Below are 15,624 nucleotides of genomic sequence, written 5' to 3'. Positions count from 1 at the left end.
GCCTCACATGCTCCAGTCAAGGCTCAGTCCTATCATCCGGGGCTGAATGTAGAACCGGATCGGCGCATCGCCGAAGAAGTCGGCGGTGGCGACGCCGCGCTTGTCGGTCAGGTTCGTCACGAACGCCTGGGCATCGATGCGGCCGAAGCGGGCGCCGACGCGCAACGCCAGAGTGTTGTAGCCGCCCACCGAATCCAGCGGCGTGAAGTTGTTGGTCGCATGCGAGATATATTGATGCTGCAGGGTGACGTAGGGCTCTTTCGGCAGATCGAAATGGTAGGTCGCGCTTTCCGACGTCGACCAGTGCGACGCACCGGGAAGGTTCTCGCCCTTGGCGAGTTCCGATCCGTCGCCCAGCTCCAGCGTCTTGGAAATCTCTGCGTTGAGGTAGGTCACGTTGGCGTGGAAATCGAGATTGTGGTTCGGCCGCCAGGTGATCGCATTTTCCAGGCCGTAGCTCCGCGCCGATCCGGCATTGGCGACGTAGGATCGGCCGTCGGGGCGCGCCAGTCGCAGCTGGATGTTGCTCCAGTCGACGTAGAAGGCGGTGGTGTCGATCAGCAGCGTGCGATCGAACAGCGAGAAGCGAGTCCCGATCTCGTAGTTGAGCACGCTGTCCGATCCGTAGGTGGCCGGCGTCGGGAAGCTCGGGATCGGCGCGACCAGATTGACGCCGCCCATGCGGAAGCCCTTTGAAATCAGGCCGTAGATCATGAAGTTCTTGGACGGTTCGTAGGTGATCGATCCCTTGGGGCTGAAGCCGTGGCCCTTCTGCTTGCCGACCGTCGTCGATTCGTCGCCCGGCTCGCCCTGCGTCGTGCGGGTGCTGAGATCGATATCGTAATAGCGGCCGCCGAACGTCGCGCGCAGCGTGTCGGTCAGATGGTAGGTCGCTTCGCCGAACACCGACTTCTCGTGCGATTTGTAGCCGACGGTGAAATCGTAGATATCGACGCCGTTCTGGAAGGTCGGGGTCGGATAGCCTTCGTTGGTACGATCGTAATAGGCGCCCAGCAGCCATTCGAATCGCTGTCCGCTCGGGCTGGTCAGCCGCGCCTCGGCCGTCTGCGAGTGATTGCGCGCATTGGCCGGCCCGATCGTGGGGTCGCCATAATAGGGCGTGAGATCGCCCCAACTGTTCTGCTTCTTGCGCGAATCCGCCGCCGACACGGTGAGCGAGGCGAAGCCCAGATCGCCGTCGAGTTTCATGTTGTGGACCCGCGTAATGAAGGTTGCCGTCTCGTTGATGATCGTATCGCGCTTAAGATCGCCGATATCCGGAAACGAATAGAATCCATCACCGTTGTGCGCGTGATCGTAGAAGAAGAAGTAGCTCAACTTCAGCGCGTCGCTGATCTTCAGCAGGGCGTTCACGTGCACGTCGTTGACGCGATGCGTGTTGCTGTCCTTGTCGCCCGTGCCGACATTGTCGAGATAGCCCGGATCGGAACGGTGCGAGGCAGTTACGCGGATGCCGAACACGTCCTTGACGATCGGCACGTTCAGCGCGGCCTTGGTGGTGAAGCCGACATCCGAGCCGCCATGGATGCCGTAGAGGCTGACCTGCGCCTTCGCCTGGATGTCGGTCAGCGACACCGGGTTGTAGATATAGTTAATCGCACCGCCCAGCGTCGCCGCGCCGAACAGCGTGCCCTGCGGGCCGCGCAGCACCTCGACGCGCTGCAGATCGAACGGATCGAGATCGGGCACCGACAAGGCGAAGCCCGGATCGGTCAACGGAATGTCGTTGATGTAGATGCCGGTCGTCGCCTGCCCCTGATCGGGGTAGATGGTCGCGGTGCCGATGCCGCGCAGCGTCACGTTGGAGACGCCGGGCGTCGACTGCTGGAACTGGACGCCGGGAAGGCCCGACAGATAGTCCTTGAAGCTCTGCGCACCCAGCGCGGTGAGTTGGTCGCCGGTGAGCGCCGTCACGGAATTGGCCACGGACCGCAGCGCCTGCGCGCGCTTGTTCGCGGTGACGATGATCTCGCCGCTGGTCGCGGCATCCGCATCCCCGCCGGACGAGACCGCAGCCGGGGCAGCGGCGTCACTGGACTGGGCGACTGCCGGCGATACTAGCCCGGCCATGGCCGCCGCACCCGCCAACAGAACGTACGCGGCACGCCGCGCGACCCGCCCGCCCCCATCGCTCACGTTCGCTCGTCCCTGCTCAGCCCGGACCATATGCCACCCCCTTATTATTTGGAATGGACGTAACAAAACATAAATTTTCCATATTGTCTATATGTGGACTAAAAGGAAATTAGATGGGCATTCGACCGCACGGCCCGGTGCCGCTTGGGTTATGCGCATCGGATGCTTCCGGTCATCCCGGGTCGTTGAGAGACGGGCAATTTATGCCTATAAGTGGGCAACATAGACGATGAGGAAAGCGGCGTTGACAGCCATCGAGGATACGGAACGGTCACGGGCCACGCTGGGCGAGGCGCTGCGATCGATACGCAAGGAGCGCGGCTGGAGCCTCGCCGACGCTGCGGCGGCGACGGGCTTTTCGATCTCGATGCTGTCCAAGATCGAGAACGGCCAGCGATCGCTCACCTACGACAAGCTGGTGCAGCTGGCCGAATCGCTCTCGATCGACATTTCGAGGCTTTTCACGTCGGGCGGGGCCAAGCAGAATCGCGATCACTTCGCCGGCCGGCGAAGCGTTCATCGCAATTCGGACGGCTTCGAGATCGAGGCAGGCGTCTACACCTATCACTATCTCGCCCACGATCTGATCAAGAAGCGCTTCACCCCGGTGATCATGGATATCCACGCGCGCAGCGCCGCCGAGTTCGACGGGCTGATCCGTCACGAAGGCGACGAATTCGCCTATGTCATCGAGGGGGAGATCGAGGTCCACACCGAAACCTACGCTCCTCTGCGCCTGAAGATCGGTGAGAGCGTCTTCTTCGACAGCCAGATGGGCCACGCCTACGTCAATGCCGGCGAAGGCGCGGCGCGCATCCTGTGCATCGGCACCGACGCCGAGCGCAAGGACACCGACGACATCATCCCCTTCGTCAAGCGGGCGCTGGACGCCCGGCAGGAGCAACCTTCGACGGTGGCCGTCGGGAAGCGCCAGCGCGCATCGTGAGGGCGGCGGCCGCGATGTCAGCATACAGCAGGACGATTGACAATTTGCGCGGAATTATTGACTGTATGGCGAAATAATTATCCATATCGTCAAGGCGACAAATGCTGACATTATCCATCGCCGAGCAGGCGATGCTCGACGGCCGCGAAGGCCCCGCAGCGGCGCTGGCGCTGCGGGTGATCGCCGACGCCGGCCGCATGATGGGCGCCTCCGAACTGGTGACGATCGAATCGGCGCATATCGACGGATGCCTGTATCATGGCGAAGCGGGCGTTCTGTTCGCCGAGCGGCTGGTGCATGACGGCGGCCGGGTGGCGGTGCCGAGCACGCTCAACGTCGGCGCGCTCGACCTGCTGCATCGGGATCGCGAGCGCCTGTCGCCCGAAACGCGGATGATGGCCCACCGCTTGGCGCAGGCCTATGTCGATCTCGGCTGTCGCCAGACCTGGACCTGCTCGCCCTATCAGGCCGGGCACCGGCCGACGTTCGGAAGCCATGTCGCCTGGGGCGAGAGCAACGCCGTGGCGTTCTGCAATTCGGTGCTGGGCGCACGGACCAACCGCTACGGGGACTTCCTCGACATCTGCGCCGCCATCTCCGGCCGCGCCCCGCTCATGGGCCTCCATCGCGACGCCGCGAGGCGCGCCACGATCCTGATCGACGCAATGGGGCTCGAACCCGATTTCCTTGCCGCCGATATCGCCTACCCCATCCTCGGCGCGTGGCTCGGCCGGGAGGTAGGCGAGGCGGTCGCTGCCTTCGTCGGGCTGGGCACGCCGGGCGAGGACCGATTGAAGGCGCTCGGCGCGGCGGCGGCCTCCACCGGTGCGGTCGGCCTGTTCCATGTCGTCGGCTCCACACCCGAAGCGCCGACGATCGCGGCCGCGACGCAGGGTGCCCCGCCCGAGCGGATCATCCGCCTTGATCACGCCATGCTGCAGGAAGCCTGGAGGGGCCTGTCGACGGCGGAGGGACGGCCCGGCGCACCGATCTCAGGGGTCGCGATCGGCAGCCCCCATCTGTCCGCCGCCGAGCTCTGCCTGCTCGACCGGTTGCTCGGCGAGCGACGTTGCACCGTCCCCCTCTACGCGTGTACCGGTCGGCATTCGCTGCGCGAGGTGGGCAAGGCACTGTCGGAGCGGCTGGCGACGCGCGGCGTCGAGATCGTCGCCGACACTTGCGTGGTCGTGACGCCGATTCTGCGCGACACCAGTGGCCTGATCGTCACCAATTCCGGCAAGTTCGCGCATTACGTGCCGAGCAACACCGGCCACGAAGTGATCTTCGCCGGGCTGGAGACCTGCGTCGATTCCGCCGTCGCCGGCCGCTTCTTGCCGGGAGACCAGGCGTGGAGGTGAAAGCCGAGCTGCTGCTGGCCGCCTTCCCGGCCGGGCCCCGCACCGCACCGATCCTGCAGCTGCGCGAACCGCTCAGCTTCTGGGGCGGAGTCGACCCCGCGACCGGCCGGCTGATCGATCCCCGCTCGATCGACCACGACAAGGATCTAGTCGGCCGGATCGCCCTGATCCACGAGCTTCGCGGGTCATCCTCGGCCAGTTCGGTGCTGCTGGAACTGATCCATGCCGGGCGGACCCCGACAGCGATCATCGTTGCCAAGCCCGATGCGATTCTCGCTGTCGCGGCGATCGTCGGGCGGGAAATGGGCTGGACCGTTCCGCCCATTCTCAGGCTCGACGTCGACGATCTGGAGCGCCTGCCCGACGGCGCGCCGGCGACGGTGTTCGAGGATGGGATGGTCCGGCTCGGCTGATCGGAGGGCAGTTGGCAATCCTCGCCACACATTGGACAATTAGGATATAGATTGACTTATAGTACAATTTTGATGCACTAATGGCGCATGATCAATCGATAGGCGGGGACATGCCTTCCATGATGCCGAACCGCTTACCCATCCGCGCGGCGCGGGGTTCCGAGTTGCGCTGCAAGGGCTGGCGGCAGGAGACGATACTGCGCCTGCTCGAGAACAATCTCGAAAATGCCGAGAATCCTGCCGACCTCGTGATCTACATGGCGTGGGCCAAGGCCGCCCGCGACTGGGCGAGCTTCGACCAGGCGGTCGCCGCGCTGCGCCGCCTGGAGGAAGACCAGACGCTCGTCATGCAATCCGGGCGGCCGGCCGGGCTCTTCCCGTCGCAGGGAACGACCCCGCTCGTGCTGATGGCCAACGGCAATGTCGTCGGCGGATGGGCGGGCGACGACGATTACCGCGCGCTGGAGCGCAAGGGCTTGACGATCATGCCCGGCATGACCGCCGCTGCCTGGCAGTATATCGGCAGCCAGGGCATCCTGCAGGGCACCTACGAAACCTTCACCAGCGCCGCCCGCGGCCATTTCGGCGGCACGCTGGCCGGCCGGCTGATCGTCACAGGCGGATGCGGCGGGATGAGCGGCGCGCAGCCGCTCGCCGGCCAGCTCGCCGGCGCGGCGACCCTGGTGGTCGACGTCGACGAGGCGCGCATCCGCCGCCGCGTCGCGTCCGGCTATTGCCAGCGTTTGACCGAGAGCTTGGATGAGGCGCTGGGCTGGTGCGCGGAGGCGCTGGCGCTGCGCGAGGGGCGGTCGGTGGGGCTGGTCGGCAACATCGCGGACGTGCTCGCCGAACTCATCCACCGCGAGGTGACGCCGGATATCGTCACCGATCAGACGATCGCCGATCCGGTCAACGGCTATATCCCGAGCGGCCTCTCGCCCGCGCAGGCGGCGGACCTCCGCCGGAGCGACCGCGAGGCGCTGAAGCAGCGATCCTACGAGACGCTGCTGCGTCATGTCGGCGCGATGCTGACGCTGCAGGATCGTGGTGCGCTGGTCTTCGAATATGGCAACAACCTGCGCAAATACGCGGCCGAAGCGGGCCTTGCCGATGCCTTCCGCTTCCGCTCCTTCGTCGATCTGTTCATCCGCCCCCTGTTCTGCGAAGGCGTCGGCCCGTTCCGCTGGATCGCGGCATCGGGCGAGCCGGGCGACATCCACGTGATCGACGATCTCATCCTCGATCTCTTCCCGCCCGATCACCGCATCGCCAGCTGGATCCGCACGGCACGCGAGCATGTCCGGTTCACCGGCCTGCCGGCGCGGATCGGATGGCTGGGCTTCGGCGAGCGGCGGCGGCTGGCACTGGCGGTCAACGCGATGGTCGCCGACGGTACGTTGAAGGGGCCGATCGCCTTCACGCGCGATCATCTCGATTCGGGATCGGCCACCCTGCCTCATCGCGAGACCGAGAATATGGCCGACGGGTCCGACGCGATTTCCGACTGGCCGATCCTGAACGCGCTGCTCAACTGCGCCTCGGGCGCCGACCTTGTCGCGGTGCACGGCATGGGCAATTGGGCTCAGTCGGCCGGCGTGACGACGATCGCGACCGGCACCGAGGACGCCGCGCACCGCCTCGCCCGGGTGATGGACAACGACACCGGCATCGGCGTGCTGCGCCACGCCAGCGCCGGCTACGACACCGCGATCCGCAAGGCGCAGGCGAACGGCCTCGGCATACCCGAGCAGTTCGACCGGCGGGGGGACGCGGCATGACGATGATCCTGCTCCCCGGCGCCGTCTCGCTCGGCCAGCTCGAGCAGCTTTACTGGAGCGGCGGCGCCGCGCGTCTGGCGGGCTCGGCGGACGCCGGCATGGAGCGATCGGCCCGGCGGATCGCGGCGATCGCCGGCGGAGACACCGCAGTTTACGGCATCAACACCGGCTTTGGAAAACTGGCCTCGATCCGCATTGCTAAAAGCGACATTGTCGAGCTCCAACGCAACCTCATCCTGTCGCATTGCTCCGGCGTGGGCGCGCCACTGGGCACGGACATCGTGCGGCTGATGATGGCGCTCAAGCTGATTTCGCTGGGGCGCGGCGCATCGGGCGTGCGACTGGAGATCGTGCGCCTGATCGAGGCGATGCTGGAGCGCGGCGTGACGCCGGTGGTGCCCGAACAGGGATCGGTCGGCGCGTCGGGGGATCTCGCCCCGCTCGCCCATGTCGTCGCGACGATGATCGGCGAAGGCGAGGCCTGGCTCGACGGCCAGCGGATGCCGAGCGCCGCCGCATTGGAGCGCGCCGGTCTCGCGCCCGTGATCCTCGCCGCCAAGGAAGGCCTGGCGCTGATCAACGGCACCCAGACCTCCACCGCGCTGGCGCTCGCCGGCCTGTTCCGTGCGTTTCGCGGCCTGCAGGCCTCACTCGTCACCGGCGCTCTCTCGTCGGACGCGGCGATGGCCTCCACCGTGCCCTTCCATGCAGAGATCCACGCCCTGCGCGGGCATCGCGGACAGATCGATGTAGCGAGCGCGCTACGCGCACTGCTGGAAGGATCGGCGATCCGCGACAGCCATATCGAAGACGATCCCCGCGTGCAGGACCCGTATTGCCTGCGCTGCCAGCCCCAGGTCGCCGGCGCCTGCCTGGACCTGCTGCGGACGGCGGGGCGCACGCTGGAGGTGGAGGCGAACGCCGTCACCGACAACCCGCTGGTGCTCTCCGACGAGACGGTGGTGTCGGGCGGCAATTTCCACGCCGAGCCGGTCGCCTTCGCCGCCGATCAGATCGCGATCGCGGTGTGCGAGATCGGCGCGATCGCGCAACGGCGCGTGTCGCTGTTGGTCGATCCTAGCCTCTCCTACGGCCTGCCAGCCTTCCTCGCCGGCCAGCCCGGCCTCCATTCGGGCCTTGTCGTTGCAGAGGTCGCGTCGGCGGCGCTGATGGCCGAGAACAAGCAGATGGCTCACCCCGCCTCGGTCGATTCCACGCCGACCTGCGCCAATCAGGAAGACCATGTCTCGATGGCCTGCCACGGCGCGCGGCGACTGCTCGGGATGACCGGAAACCTGTTCAGCCTGATCGGCATCGAGGCAGTGGCGGCCGCGCAGGGGATCGATTTCCGCACCCCGCTGGCGACGTCTCCGGAACTGGCACGCGCGATGTCGGCGGTGCGCGGCAAGGTCGCGTGGCTCGACCGCGATCGCTATCTGGCCCACGATCTCGACGCCGCCCGCGCGCTCGTCGCAGACGGCGCGCTTGCCGGGGCGGTGTCCGCCGGCATCCTGCCCGGGCTCGCAGCATGAGGCGGCAGCTGACAGGCGAGGACGTACCCGCCGCGATGATCGGCGGCCTGCTGCTGTCGGCCGGCGGCAGCAGCCGGACACGCTCGCTCGAACGGCACGATCTCGCCGCCGACGTCGCGCTCGGCTATGGCGAGGTGACGCTCGCCTCGCTCGATACCTTGCCGGAGGACGGTTACCTGCTGGTCTCGACGTCGGTCGGCGCGCCCGGCTTCGCCGAGCCCGAGCTGCATCTACGCGATCATGTCGAGGCGGCTCGGACGCTCGTCGCGCGGATCGGCAGGCGGCCCGCCGGCGTGATCTGCGGCCATGTACCGGGCTTCAACGCATGGCTGGTCGCCGCCGCGCTCGACATTCCCTATGTCGATGCCGCGGCGAACGGGCGCGGGCACCCGACCGTCAAGATGGGCGGCATGGGCCTCGCCTCGCGATCCGACATATCGATCATCCAGGTGGCGCAGGCGGGCTATGCCGAAAGCGGCTCCCGGCTATCGGTGGTCGCCGAGGGCAATCTCGTGAAGACGTCGCAGACGATGCGCCACGCCGCGATGATCAGCGGCGGCCTCGTCGCGTCGGCACGCGGGCCATACGAGGTCGGCTTCGTGGCGCACAACGGCGCGTCGGGCGCGATCGGCTTCCAGCTGGCGCTGGGCGAGGCCATGCTAGGCGCGGCGCCGGGCATCGGGCGCATCGAAGCCGCCACCCGTTTCCTGAGCGGCGAAAACCTGCTGACCGGCACGGTGACCGCCAACGACGTGGCGTATCGCGACGGTTTCGATGTCGGCTACGTTACCGTATCGCACGGCACGCGATCCGTGCGCCTCGGCGTCTTCAACGAATTCATGACCGCCGACGACGGCGACGAGCGGCGCGCCACCTTCCCCGATCTGATCTGCGCGCTGGAACCCGATACCGGCGAGCCGCTGGCCATCGCCCAGATGCCGATCGGGACGGCAGCGGCGATCGTGATCGCCGACCGCCGGGGTTTTCCGCTGGGACAGGGCGTGTTCGACCCGCTGGTCTTCCGCGAAGTCGAGGGCGGTCTGGAAACCGAACTCTACGCGCACCTAGATCTCAACGGCGAGAAGACGCGGCCATGCTGAAGCTCCACGACAGCCGGCTGTCGGGCAACGCCTGGAAGATCCGCCTGCTCTTCGCGCATCTCGGCATCGCCTACGAGCGGGTGACGCTCAACCTCGCGGAAGGTCCGCACAAGGCGCCCGGGTTCGTCGCCGTCAACCGCTTCCACCGCATTCCGGTAGTTGAGACGGAGGACGGTGAGTTCCTCGTCGAATCGTGCGCCATCCTCCTCCATTTCGCGGACGGCACGCCGTTGCTTCCCGCAAGCGGACCGGATCGCGCCGCCGCGATCGAATGGCTGTTCTACGAACAGAGTGATCTGGCGCGCTTCCTCACTTATCCGCGCTTCTTCGCGATGACCGGACAGGCCGAGCGTCAAGCGACGGTGATCGCGCACTATCGCAATATCCTCGCCGATGCGCTGCGCCCCGTCGAACGGGCGCTGGAACGTGGCGCGTGGCTGTTGGGCGACGATGTCGTCGTCGCCGACTTCGCGCTCTACCCCTATCTCAAGCTCTCCCCGGAAGGCGGCCTCGATCTCGCGCCGTGGCCCGCGATCCGCGCCTGGTTCGACAGGTTCGAGTCGCTTCCCCGCTACGAGCCGCTCCTCCCGACCCTATGAGGTGAACACCATGTCGAACAAGGTCTTCGTCGGCACCGTCGTCCTGCCGGACAGGATCATCGAGCATGGCTGGGTGCTCGCGTCCGGCGGGCTTATCCGCCACGTCGGCGAAGGCCCGCCGCCGGCCGGCGAGCGGCACGGCGGCGCGGGCATGCTCGTCCTGCCCGGCGTGATCGACGCGCAGGTGCACAGCCGCAGCCAGAAGGATCAGGAGGATTTCATCTGGTCGACGCGCAGCGCGGCCGCCGGCGGCGTGACGACCATCGTCGACATGCCCTATGACGACGGCGACCTCATCTGCACCGCCGAGCAGCTGACCCGCAAGGCCGAGGAAGCCGCCGCGCAGGCGCGGGTGGACTTTGCGCTCTACGCCACGATCGATCCGGTTGAAGGCAGCACGCGGATCGACGAGCTGGTCGAGGCGGGCGCGGCGGCGTTCAAATTCTCGACCTTCGGCACACACCCTCAGCGCTTCCCGCGCATCGCGCCACACCTCATGCACGATTGCTTCGCCGCGATCGCCCGGCACGGGCTGATGGCCGGCGTCCACAATGAAGACGACGAAACGGTGCGTGCCATGACCGAGCGCGTCCGCGCGTCGGGGGAGACGGGCTATGCCGCGCACGGCAAGGCCAGGCCCCCCATCTCCGAAGCGCTGGCCACCGCGCAGGTCTACGAGATCGGAGCGTCGACCGGGTGCGCTGCGCATATCGTGCATTGCTCGATCGGGCGGGGCTACGAACTTGCCGCCGCCTATCGCGCGCAGGGTCATACCGCCACGATCGAGGCCTGCATCCACTATCTCATGCTCGACGAGGACGACGTCGCGCGTCTCGTCGGCCTCGCCAAGGTCAACCCGCCGCTTCGCACCGTGCGGGAGCGCGAGGCGCTGTGGCGGCATCTCGCGGTCGGCAACATCACCGTGGTCTCGACCGACCATGTCAGCTGGTCGCTCGATCGCAAGAGCGATCCGGACATGCTGGCCAATGCATCAGGCATGCCGGGCCTCGAAGCCTTGCTGCCGTTGCTGATGAAGGGGCTGGACGAGCGCGGCCTCCCGTTCAGCCACGCCGCCCGCCTGCTCGCTCACAATCCGGCCGGCCTTTTCCGGTTGGGCGGAGCCAAGGGCGCGATTGCCGTCGGCACCGACGCCGACATCTTGCTGATGAGCCGGTCCCCCTATCGCTACGATCCCGCCGCCTCGGGCAACAATGTCGTCGGCTGGAGCCCCTATGCCGGCATGGAGATGCCCTGGCGCGTCGATGCAGCCTATTTGCGCGGCGAACTGATCTCCGCCGATGGCAAGGTCGTGGCGGAGCCGGGAACAGGCCGGTTCCAGCGGCCCGGCCGCAGGGCCGCCTGAGGCGATGCGGATCGATCCTGCCCGGCTCTGGGACGACCTGATGGCGATCGGCGCGATCACCGAGCCCGATCGGCCGTGGACGCGCCGCTCCTTCTCGCCGCTGTTCCTTGAGGGACGGGCCTTCCTGCGGGATCGGCTCGAAGCGGCCGGCCTGCAGGTGCGCATCGACACCGCCGGGAACCTGATCGGCAGGCTGGAGGGGCGTGAGCCGGGCCTGCCCGCCATCGCCCTGGGATCGCACAGCGATACGGTTCCGGCCGGCGGCCGGTTCGATGGGGTTGCCGGGGTGATCGCCGCGCTGGAGGTGGCGCGCGCGATCGCCGAAGGCGGCGGCCTCAGCCACCCGATCGAGGTAATCGACTGCCTGGCCGAGGAACCCAGCGACTTCGGCCTGTCCTGCATCGGTAGCCGCGGCATGACCGGGCAATTGACTGTCGAGATGCTCGCCATGGCGGACAAGTCAGGTCGCACGCTCGGCGATGCGCTCGGCGCGGTCGGCGGCGATCCCGGCGCGATCGCGTCTGCCGAACGATCCGATCTCGCCGCTTTCCTCGAACTCCATATCGAGCAGGGCCCGGTGCTGGAGGCCGAGCGGATCGATCTCGGCATCGTCACCGCGATCGTCGGCATTCGCCGTGTCGAGGTCGAGTTCGCCGGTGAGGCGGCACATGCCGGGACCGCGCCGATGCACCTGCGCCGCGATGCCGGCTATGCGGGCGCGCGCACCATCGTGCGCATCCGCGAGCTGGCCGAGATGCTGGCAGCGACGCCCGAAGCCTATTTCGTGGCCACGGTCGGCGTCGTCGAACTCCGGCCCGGCGGCTCCAACGTCGTGCCCGGCTTCTGCCGGCTGGTGGTCGACGTGCGCAGTTCCGACACGGCGTTGACCGATCTCTTCATGCGGACACTGGCGCACGACACGCTGGAGATCGCTGCCGCCGCGCGCGTCGAACGGTGGCGGCTGGAGGTGCTGTCGGACGGTGTCCCGGCCGCGTGCGACCCGCGCCTGCGCGCGGTGATGGAGGAAGCCGCCGACGCGCTGGGGCGAAGCACGATCGCCATCGCCAGTGGCGCGGGCCACGACGCGGCGTTCATGGCGCGCGTCTGCCCGGCGGCGATGATCTTCATTCCCTGTCTTAAGGGGATGAGTCATAATCCGGCCGAATATAGCAGCCCCGAACAGGTGGCGATCGGGACGGAGACGTTGCTGGAGACGGTGCGGCGGCTGGACCGGATCCTGTGACCCGCCTGCCCTGCGGTGACGAGGAGACGACATCGTGATCGGTGGATCTTCAGCGCAGGCGGAACTGGCCACGCTAGCCTCATGGGCGGACCAGGCGTCGCCTATCTCGTCTGACGAACGCGAGGCGCGGATCGAGCGCGCGCGTAGGCTGATGGCGCAGCATGGCATCGACGCTTTGCTCGTCGGTGCCGGTCCGAGCCTCGCTTATTTCACCGGCATCGGATGGGGGATGATCGAGCGCCTGGTGGCGATGCTGCTCGGCCCGGACGGCCGCCGCTGGATCGTCTGCCCGGCATTCGAGGCGGGATCGCTGCAGGCCGTGCTCGGCATCCCCGACATCCGCTTGCTGCTCTGGGAGGAGCATGAGGACCCGTCACAGCGCATCGTCGAAGCATTGCGCGAAATCGGCGGCGCGACGCTCGCCATCGATCCCACCCTCCCCTTCGGCATGGTCGAGCGCCTGCGCAAGGCAGCGCCTTCGGCAACGTTGGTCGATGCCGCGCCGGTCACCGACGGGTGCCGCGCGATCAAGTCGCCGGCCGAGCTCGCGCTGATGCGGCAGGCCAAGCAGATGACGCTGGAGGTCCATCGTCGCGTCGCGCGGATTCTCGCGCCGGGCATCCGGGCGAGCGAGGTCGCCGCCTTCATCGATGCCGCGCACAAGGCGGTCGGCAGTCGCGGCAGCACGTTCTGCGCCGTCCAGTTCGGCGCCTCCTCGGCCTATCCGCATGGCCTGCCCGGCGACGACGTGCTGCGCGAAGGCGACATGGTGCTGATCGACACCGGCTGCAGCGTGCAGGGCTATCAGTCCGACATCACGCGGAGCTACGTCTTCGGCACGCCCGACGACGAGCAGCGCCGGATCTGGGCCATCGAGCGGGAGGCGCAGCAGGCCGCGTTCGACGCGGTGAGACCGGGCCTCCCTGCGAGGAGATCGATGCGATCGCGCGGCGCGTGCTCGAACGCCACGGCCTCGGCCCCGGCTACGCGCTGCCGGGCCTGCCGCACCGCACCGGCCACGGAATCGGGCTCAGCATCCACGAGGCGCCCTATCTGGTTGGCGGGGACACTACGCCGCTTCGGCCCGGCATGTGCTTCTCCAACGAGCCGATGATCGTCGTGCCGGGCCGCTTCGGCGTCCGGCTGGAAGATCATTTCCACGTCACCGAGGACGGCGCCGCCTGGTTCACCGAGCCATCACCCGGTCTGGAACAGCCCTTCTAGCGCTCCATCGTCACCAGCTGCACACCTCGCCGGCATTCTGGCGCTGCAGCCAGGCCATCAGCGGCCGGTAATAATCCAGCATCGCGTCGCTGCTCACCTCGGCCTTGCCCGTCATTGCGCGCACCGCCTCCAGCCACGGGCGGGAACGGCCCATCTCCAGCATGCGGCGGAGATGATCGCCGACCACGCGGTTGCCGTAGAAGGAGCAGCGATGGAGCGGCCCTTTCCAGCCCGCCATGGCGCAGGCTGACTGGAAGAACTGGAACTGCAGCACTCGCGCCAGGAAGTAGGCCGAATAGGGCGTTACCTCCGCAACGTGATACTTCGCCCCCGGATCAAACGCGTCCTGCGACCGTGCGCTCGGCGGGACGACGCCCTGATAGGTGCGCCGCAGATCGTTCCAGGCGCTCTCGTAGCGGTCCGGCGTGATCGATCCGTCGAACACGCCCCAGCGCCATTTGTCCATGACGAGGCTGAACGGCAGCAGCGTGACCTTCTCGAGCGCACTGCGCAACAGCAAGGCTATGTCCTGATCGGCGCCCGGCATCTGGTCCGCGCGGAGGAGTCCGATCTTCGTCAGATAATCGGGCGTTATCGACAGTGAGACGAAATCCCCGATCGCCTCGTCCACCCCACCGTTGGCCGGCGCCTGGTACAGGAACGGCTGCTTGTCGAAGGATCGATAATAGAAATCGTGACCGAGCTCGTGATGGACCGTCGCGAAATCCACCGCATTGACCTTCAGACAGGTCTTCATCCGGATGTCGTCCGGATTGTCGATCCACCATGCGGAGGCATGGCACACGACCTCGCGGTCGAGCGGCTTGGTAAACTGGGAACGTTGCCAGAAACTGTCGGGCAGCGGTTCGAAGCCCAGAGACCGATAGAAATGCTCGCCGGTCCTGACCATCTTCAGCGGATCATAGCCATGCACGTCTAGCAGGCTCGTCAGATCGTAAGTCGCACCACCCGGCGCCGGAGGCGCGACGATGTCGAAGATATTCTCCCAGTCCTGTGCCCACATGTCGCCGAGGAGATCGGCACGGATCGGTCCTTCGGGCTTCTGGACTTCGGGACCGTATTTCTCGGACAGGCGGCGACCGACATAGCAATGCAGTTGCACATAGAGCGGCCGCACCTCGTTCCACACTTTATCGAGTAAGGCGGTGAATTCCGCAGGCGGCATGTCGTAGCTCGCCCGCCACATCGCGCCGGTATCGGCATAGCCCAGCTCGCGAGCGCCCTGATTGGAGATTTCGACGATGCGGCCGTAATCGGGCTTCATCGGCGTGCCGACCTGGTCGTGCCAACTCGTCCACATCTCGGCGAGCTTCGCGGGATCCCGCTCGGTCCCCATCGCCGCCTCGATGTCCGTTCCGCTGATCGGCCGGCCGCCGAGCGTGCCCTGCCCGCGTCCGTAGATCGCGGTGAGCTTCGCGGTCAGATCGCCGAGCGTATCGGCTGCGCCCGGCGTCGAAGGAGCGGGAAGCGCGATGTCCTCGCGGAGCAGGTCCAGCTTCCGTCTGGTGTTGAAAGAGAGGCCCGGGATTTTCGCGTAGCCTGCCGCCTTCTCCGCCCATCCGACCTGGGCCGTGGTGAGCGTCGCATTGGCGCGGGCCGCGATCGCGGCGGTATCGTCGGTGATGTCGGTCCAGCTGACCCAATTGGCCTGGTTCGCGGCCTGGGTGAGCGGAACGCTATCCGCCTCCACCTTTTGGACAAAGGCATCGACCACCGCAGGCGACGACGGGGGATCGCTCCGAGCGGCCGCAATGGCCGGTCGCCCGATCGATATTGCTGCGAGCAGGACGGCCGTCTTCGGAATGCCCATGGCGTCAACCCACGCGAATAGTAATTTCCAATTAGTCTATTTTTTTCCTATATGTCAAACATGCGTAGTGGAAGAAATTG

The 15,624-nt window shown here is 66.9% G+C and carries 11 protein-coding genes and 1 pseudogene; 10 read left to right on the top strand and 2 right to left on the bottom strand.

Annotation, left to right across the window (positions count from 1 at the left end; all coding sequences use genetic code 11):
- Positions 1-3: 3 nt before the first annotated feature.
- A complete protein-coding gene (locus tag HZF05_RS05510) occupies positions 4-2,157 on the bottom strand; it encodes a TonB-dependent receptor domain-containing protein (RefSeq protein ID WP_160363370.1) in 2,154 nt (717 codons plus the stop codon).
- 244 nt (positions 2,158-2,401) lie between these two features.
- On the opposite strand from HZF05_RS05510, the gene HZF05_RS05505 reads away from it, so the two are divergent.
- From HZF05_RS05505 to HZF05_RS05460, 10 genes and pseudogenes are all read left to right on the top strand, one after another.
- Entirely contained in the window at positions 2,402-3,103 is a 702-nt protein-coding gene (locus tag HZF05_RS05505; protein ID WP_160363369.1) for a helix-turn-helix domain-containing protein, read from the top strand.
- 101 nt (positions 3,104-3,204) lie between these two features.
- Entirely contained in the window at positions 3,205-4,461 is a 1,257-nt protein-coding gene (locus HZF05_RS05500; protein ID WP_160363368.1) for an aconitase X, read from the top strand.
- Positions 4,452-4,874 (top strand): aconitase X swivel domain-containing protein, encoded by a 423-nt coding sequence (locus tag HZF05_RS05495; protein ID WP_160363367.1) that lies wholly within the window; start codon positions 4,452-4,454, stop codon positions 4,872-4,874. Before HZF05_RS05500 ends, HZF05_RS05495 begins: the two co-directional genes overlap by 10 nt.
- 110 nt (positions 4,875-4,984) lie before the next feature.
- Entirely contained in the window at positions 4,985-6,652 is a 1,668-nt protein-coding gene (locus tag HZF05_RS05490; protein WP_220129719.1) for an S-methyl thiourocanate hydratase, read from the top strand.
- Complete coding sequence (gene hutH / locus HZF05_RS05485; RefSeq protein WP_160363366.1) at positions 6,649-8,184, top strand: histidine ammonia-lyase; 1,536 nt, start codon at positions 6,649-6,651, stop codon at positions 8,182-8,184. Before HZF05_RS05490 ends, hutH begins: the two co-directional genes overlap by 4 nt.
- Positions 8,181-9,284 (top strand): S-methyl thiohydantoin desulfurase, encoded by a 1,104-nt coding sequence (locus HZF05_RS05480; RefSeq protein WP_160363365.1) that lies wholly within the window; start codon positions 8,181-8,183, stop codon positions 9,282-9,284. The genes hutH and HZF05_RS05480 overlap by 4 nt, the downstream gene beginning before the upstream one ends.
- The gene (locus HZF05_RS05475) at positions 9,278-9,883 is read left to right on the top strand and encodes a glutathione S-transferase family protein (protein WP_160363364.1); all 606 of its coding nucleotides are present in this window, start codon (positions 9,278-9,280) and stop codon (positions 9,881-9,883) included. The genes HZF05_RS05480 and HZF05_RS05475 overlap by 7 nt, the downstream gene beginning before the upstream one ends.
- Before the next feature lie 10 nt (positions 9,884-9,893).
- Positions 9,894-11,246: a dihydroorotase gene (locus HZF05_RS05470; RefSeq protein ID WP_160363363.1), complete on the top strand. Its 1,353-nt coding sequence runs from the start codon at positions 9,894-9,896 to the stop codon at positions 11,244-11,246.
- 4 nt (positions 11,247-11,250) lie between these two features.
- Entirely contained in the window at positions 11,251-12,489 is a 1,239-nt protein-coding gene (locus tag HZF05_RS05465; RefSeq protein ID WP_160363362.1) for a Zn-dependent hydrolase, read from the top strand.
- 31 nt (positions 12,490-12,520) lie between these two features.
- Positions 12,521-13,713: pseudogene (locus HZF05_RS05460) on the top strand (M24 family metallopeptidase).
- Positions 13,714-13,723: 10 nt separating this feature from the next.
- Here the strand turns inward: HZF05_RS05460 and HZF05_RS05455 are convergent.
- Positions 13,724-15,544: a M2 family metallopeptidase gene (locus tag HZF05_RS05455; protein ID WP_160363361.1), complete on the bottom strand. Its 1,821-nt coding sequence runs from the start codon at positions 15,542-15,544 to the stop codon at positions 13,724-13,726.
- Between the last annotated feature and the right edge of the window lie 80 nt (positions 15,545-15,624).

This window comes from Sphingomonas chungangi, from assembly GCF_013778325.1.
GTDB classification, from domain to species: domain Bacteria; phylum Pseudomonadota; class Alphaproteobacteria; order Sphingomonadales; family Sphingomonadaceae; genus Solisphingomonas; species Solisphingomonas chungangi.
This window is presented reverse-complemented; position numbering and strand designations above follow the sequence as displayed.

What these genes read in the sequence shown, in the direction of transcription:
- HZF05_RS05480 (WP_160363365.1), top strand. Translation starts at nt 8,181, where the DNA reads ATGAGGCGGCAGCTGACAGGCGAGGACGTACCCGCCGCGATGATCGGC.
- HZF05_RS05500 (WP_160363368.1), top strand. Translation starts at nt 3,205, where the DNA reads ATGCTGACATTATCCATCGCCGAGCAGGCGATGCTCGACGGCCGCGAA.
- HZF05_RS05475 (WP_160363364.1), top strand. Translation starts at nt 9,278, where the DNA reads ATGCTGAAGCTCCACGACAGCCGGCTGTCGGGCAACGCCTGGAAGATC.
- HZF05_RS05465 (WP_160363362.1), top strand. Translation starts at nt 11,251, where the DNA reads ATGCGGATCGATCCTGCCCGGCTCTGGGACGACCTGATGGCGATCGGC.
- HZF05_RS05470 (WP_160363363.1), top strand. Translation starts at nt 9,894, where the DNA reads ATGTCGAACAAGGTCTTCGTCGGCACCGTCGTCCTGCCGGACAGGATC.
- HZF05_RS05455 (WP_160363361.1), bottom strand. Translation starts at nt 15,544, where the DNA reads ATGGGCATTCCGAAGACGGCCGTCCTGCTCGCAGCAATATCGATCGGG.
- hutH (WP_160363366.1), top strand. Translation starts at nt 6,649, where the DNA reads ATGACGATGATCCTGCTCCCCGGCGCCGTCTCGCTCGGCCAGCTCGAG.
- HZF05_RS05490 (WP_220129719.1), top strand. Translation starts at nt 4,985, where the DNA reads ATGCCTTCCATGATGCCGAACCGCTTACCCATCCGCGCGGCGCGGGGT.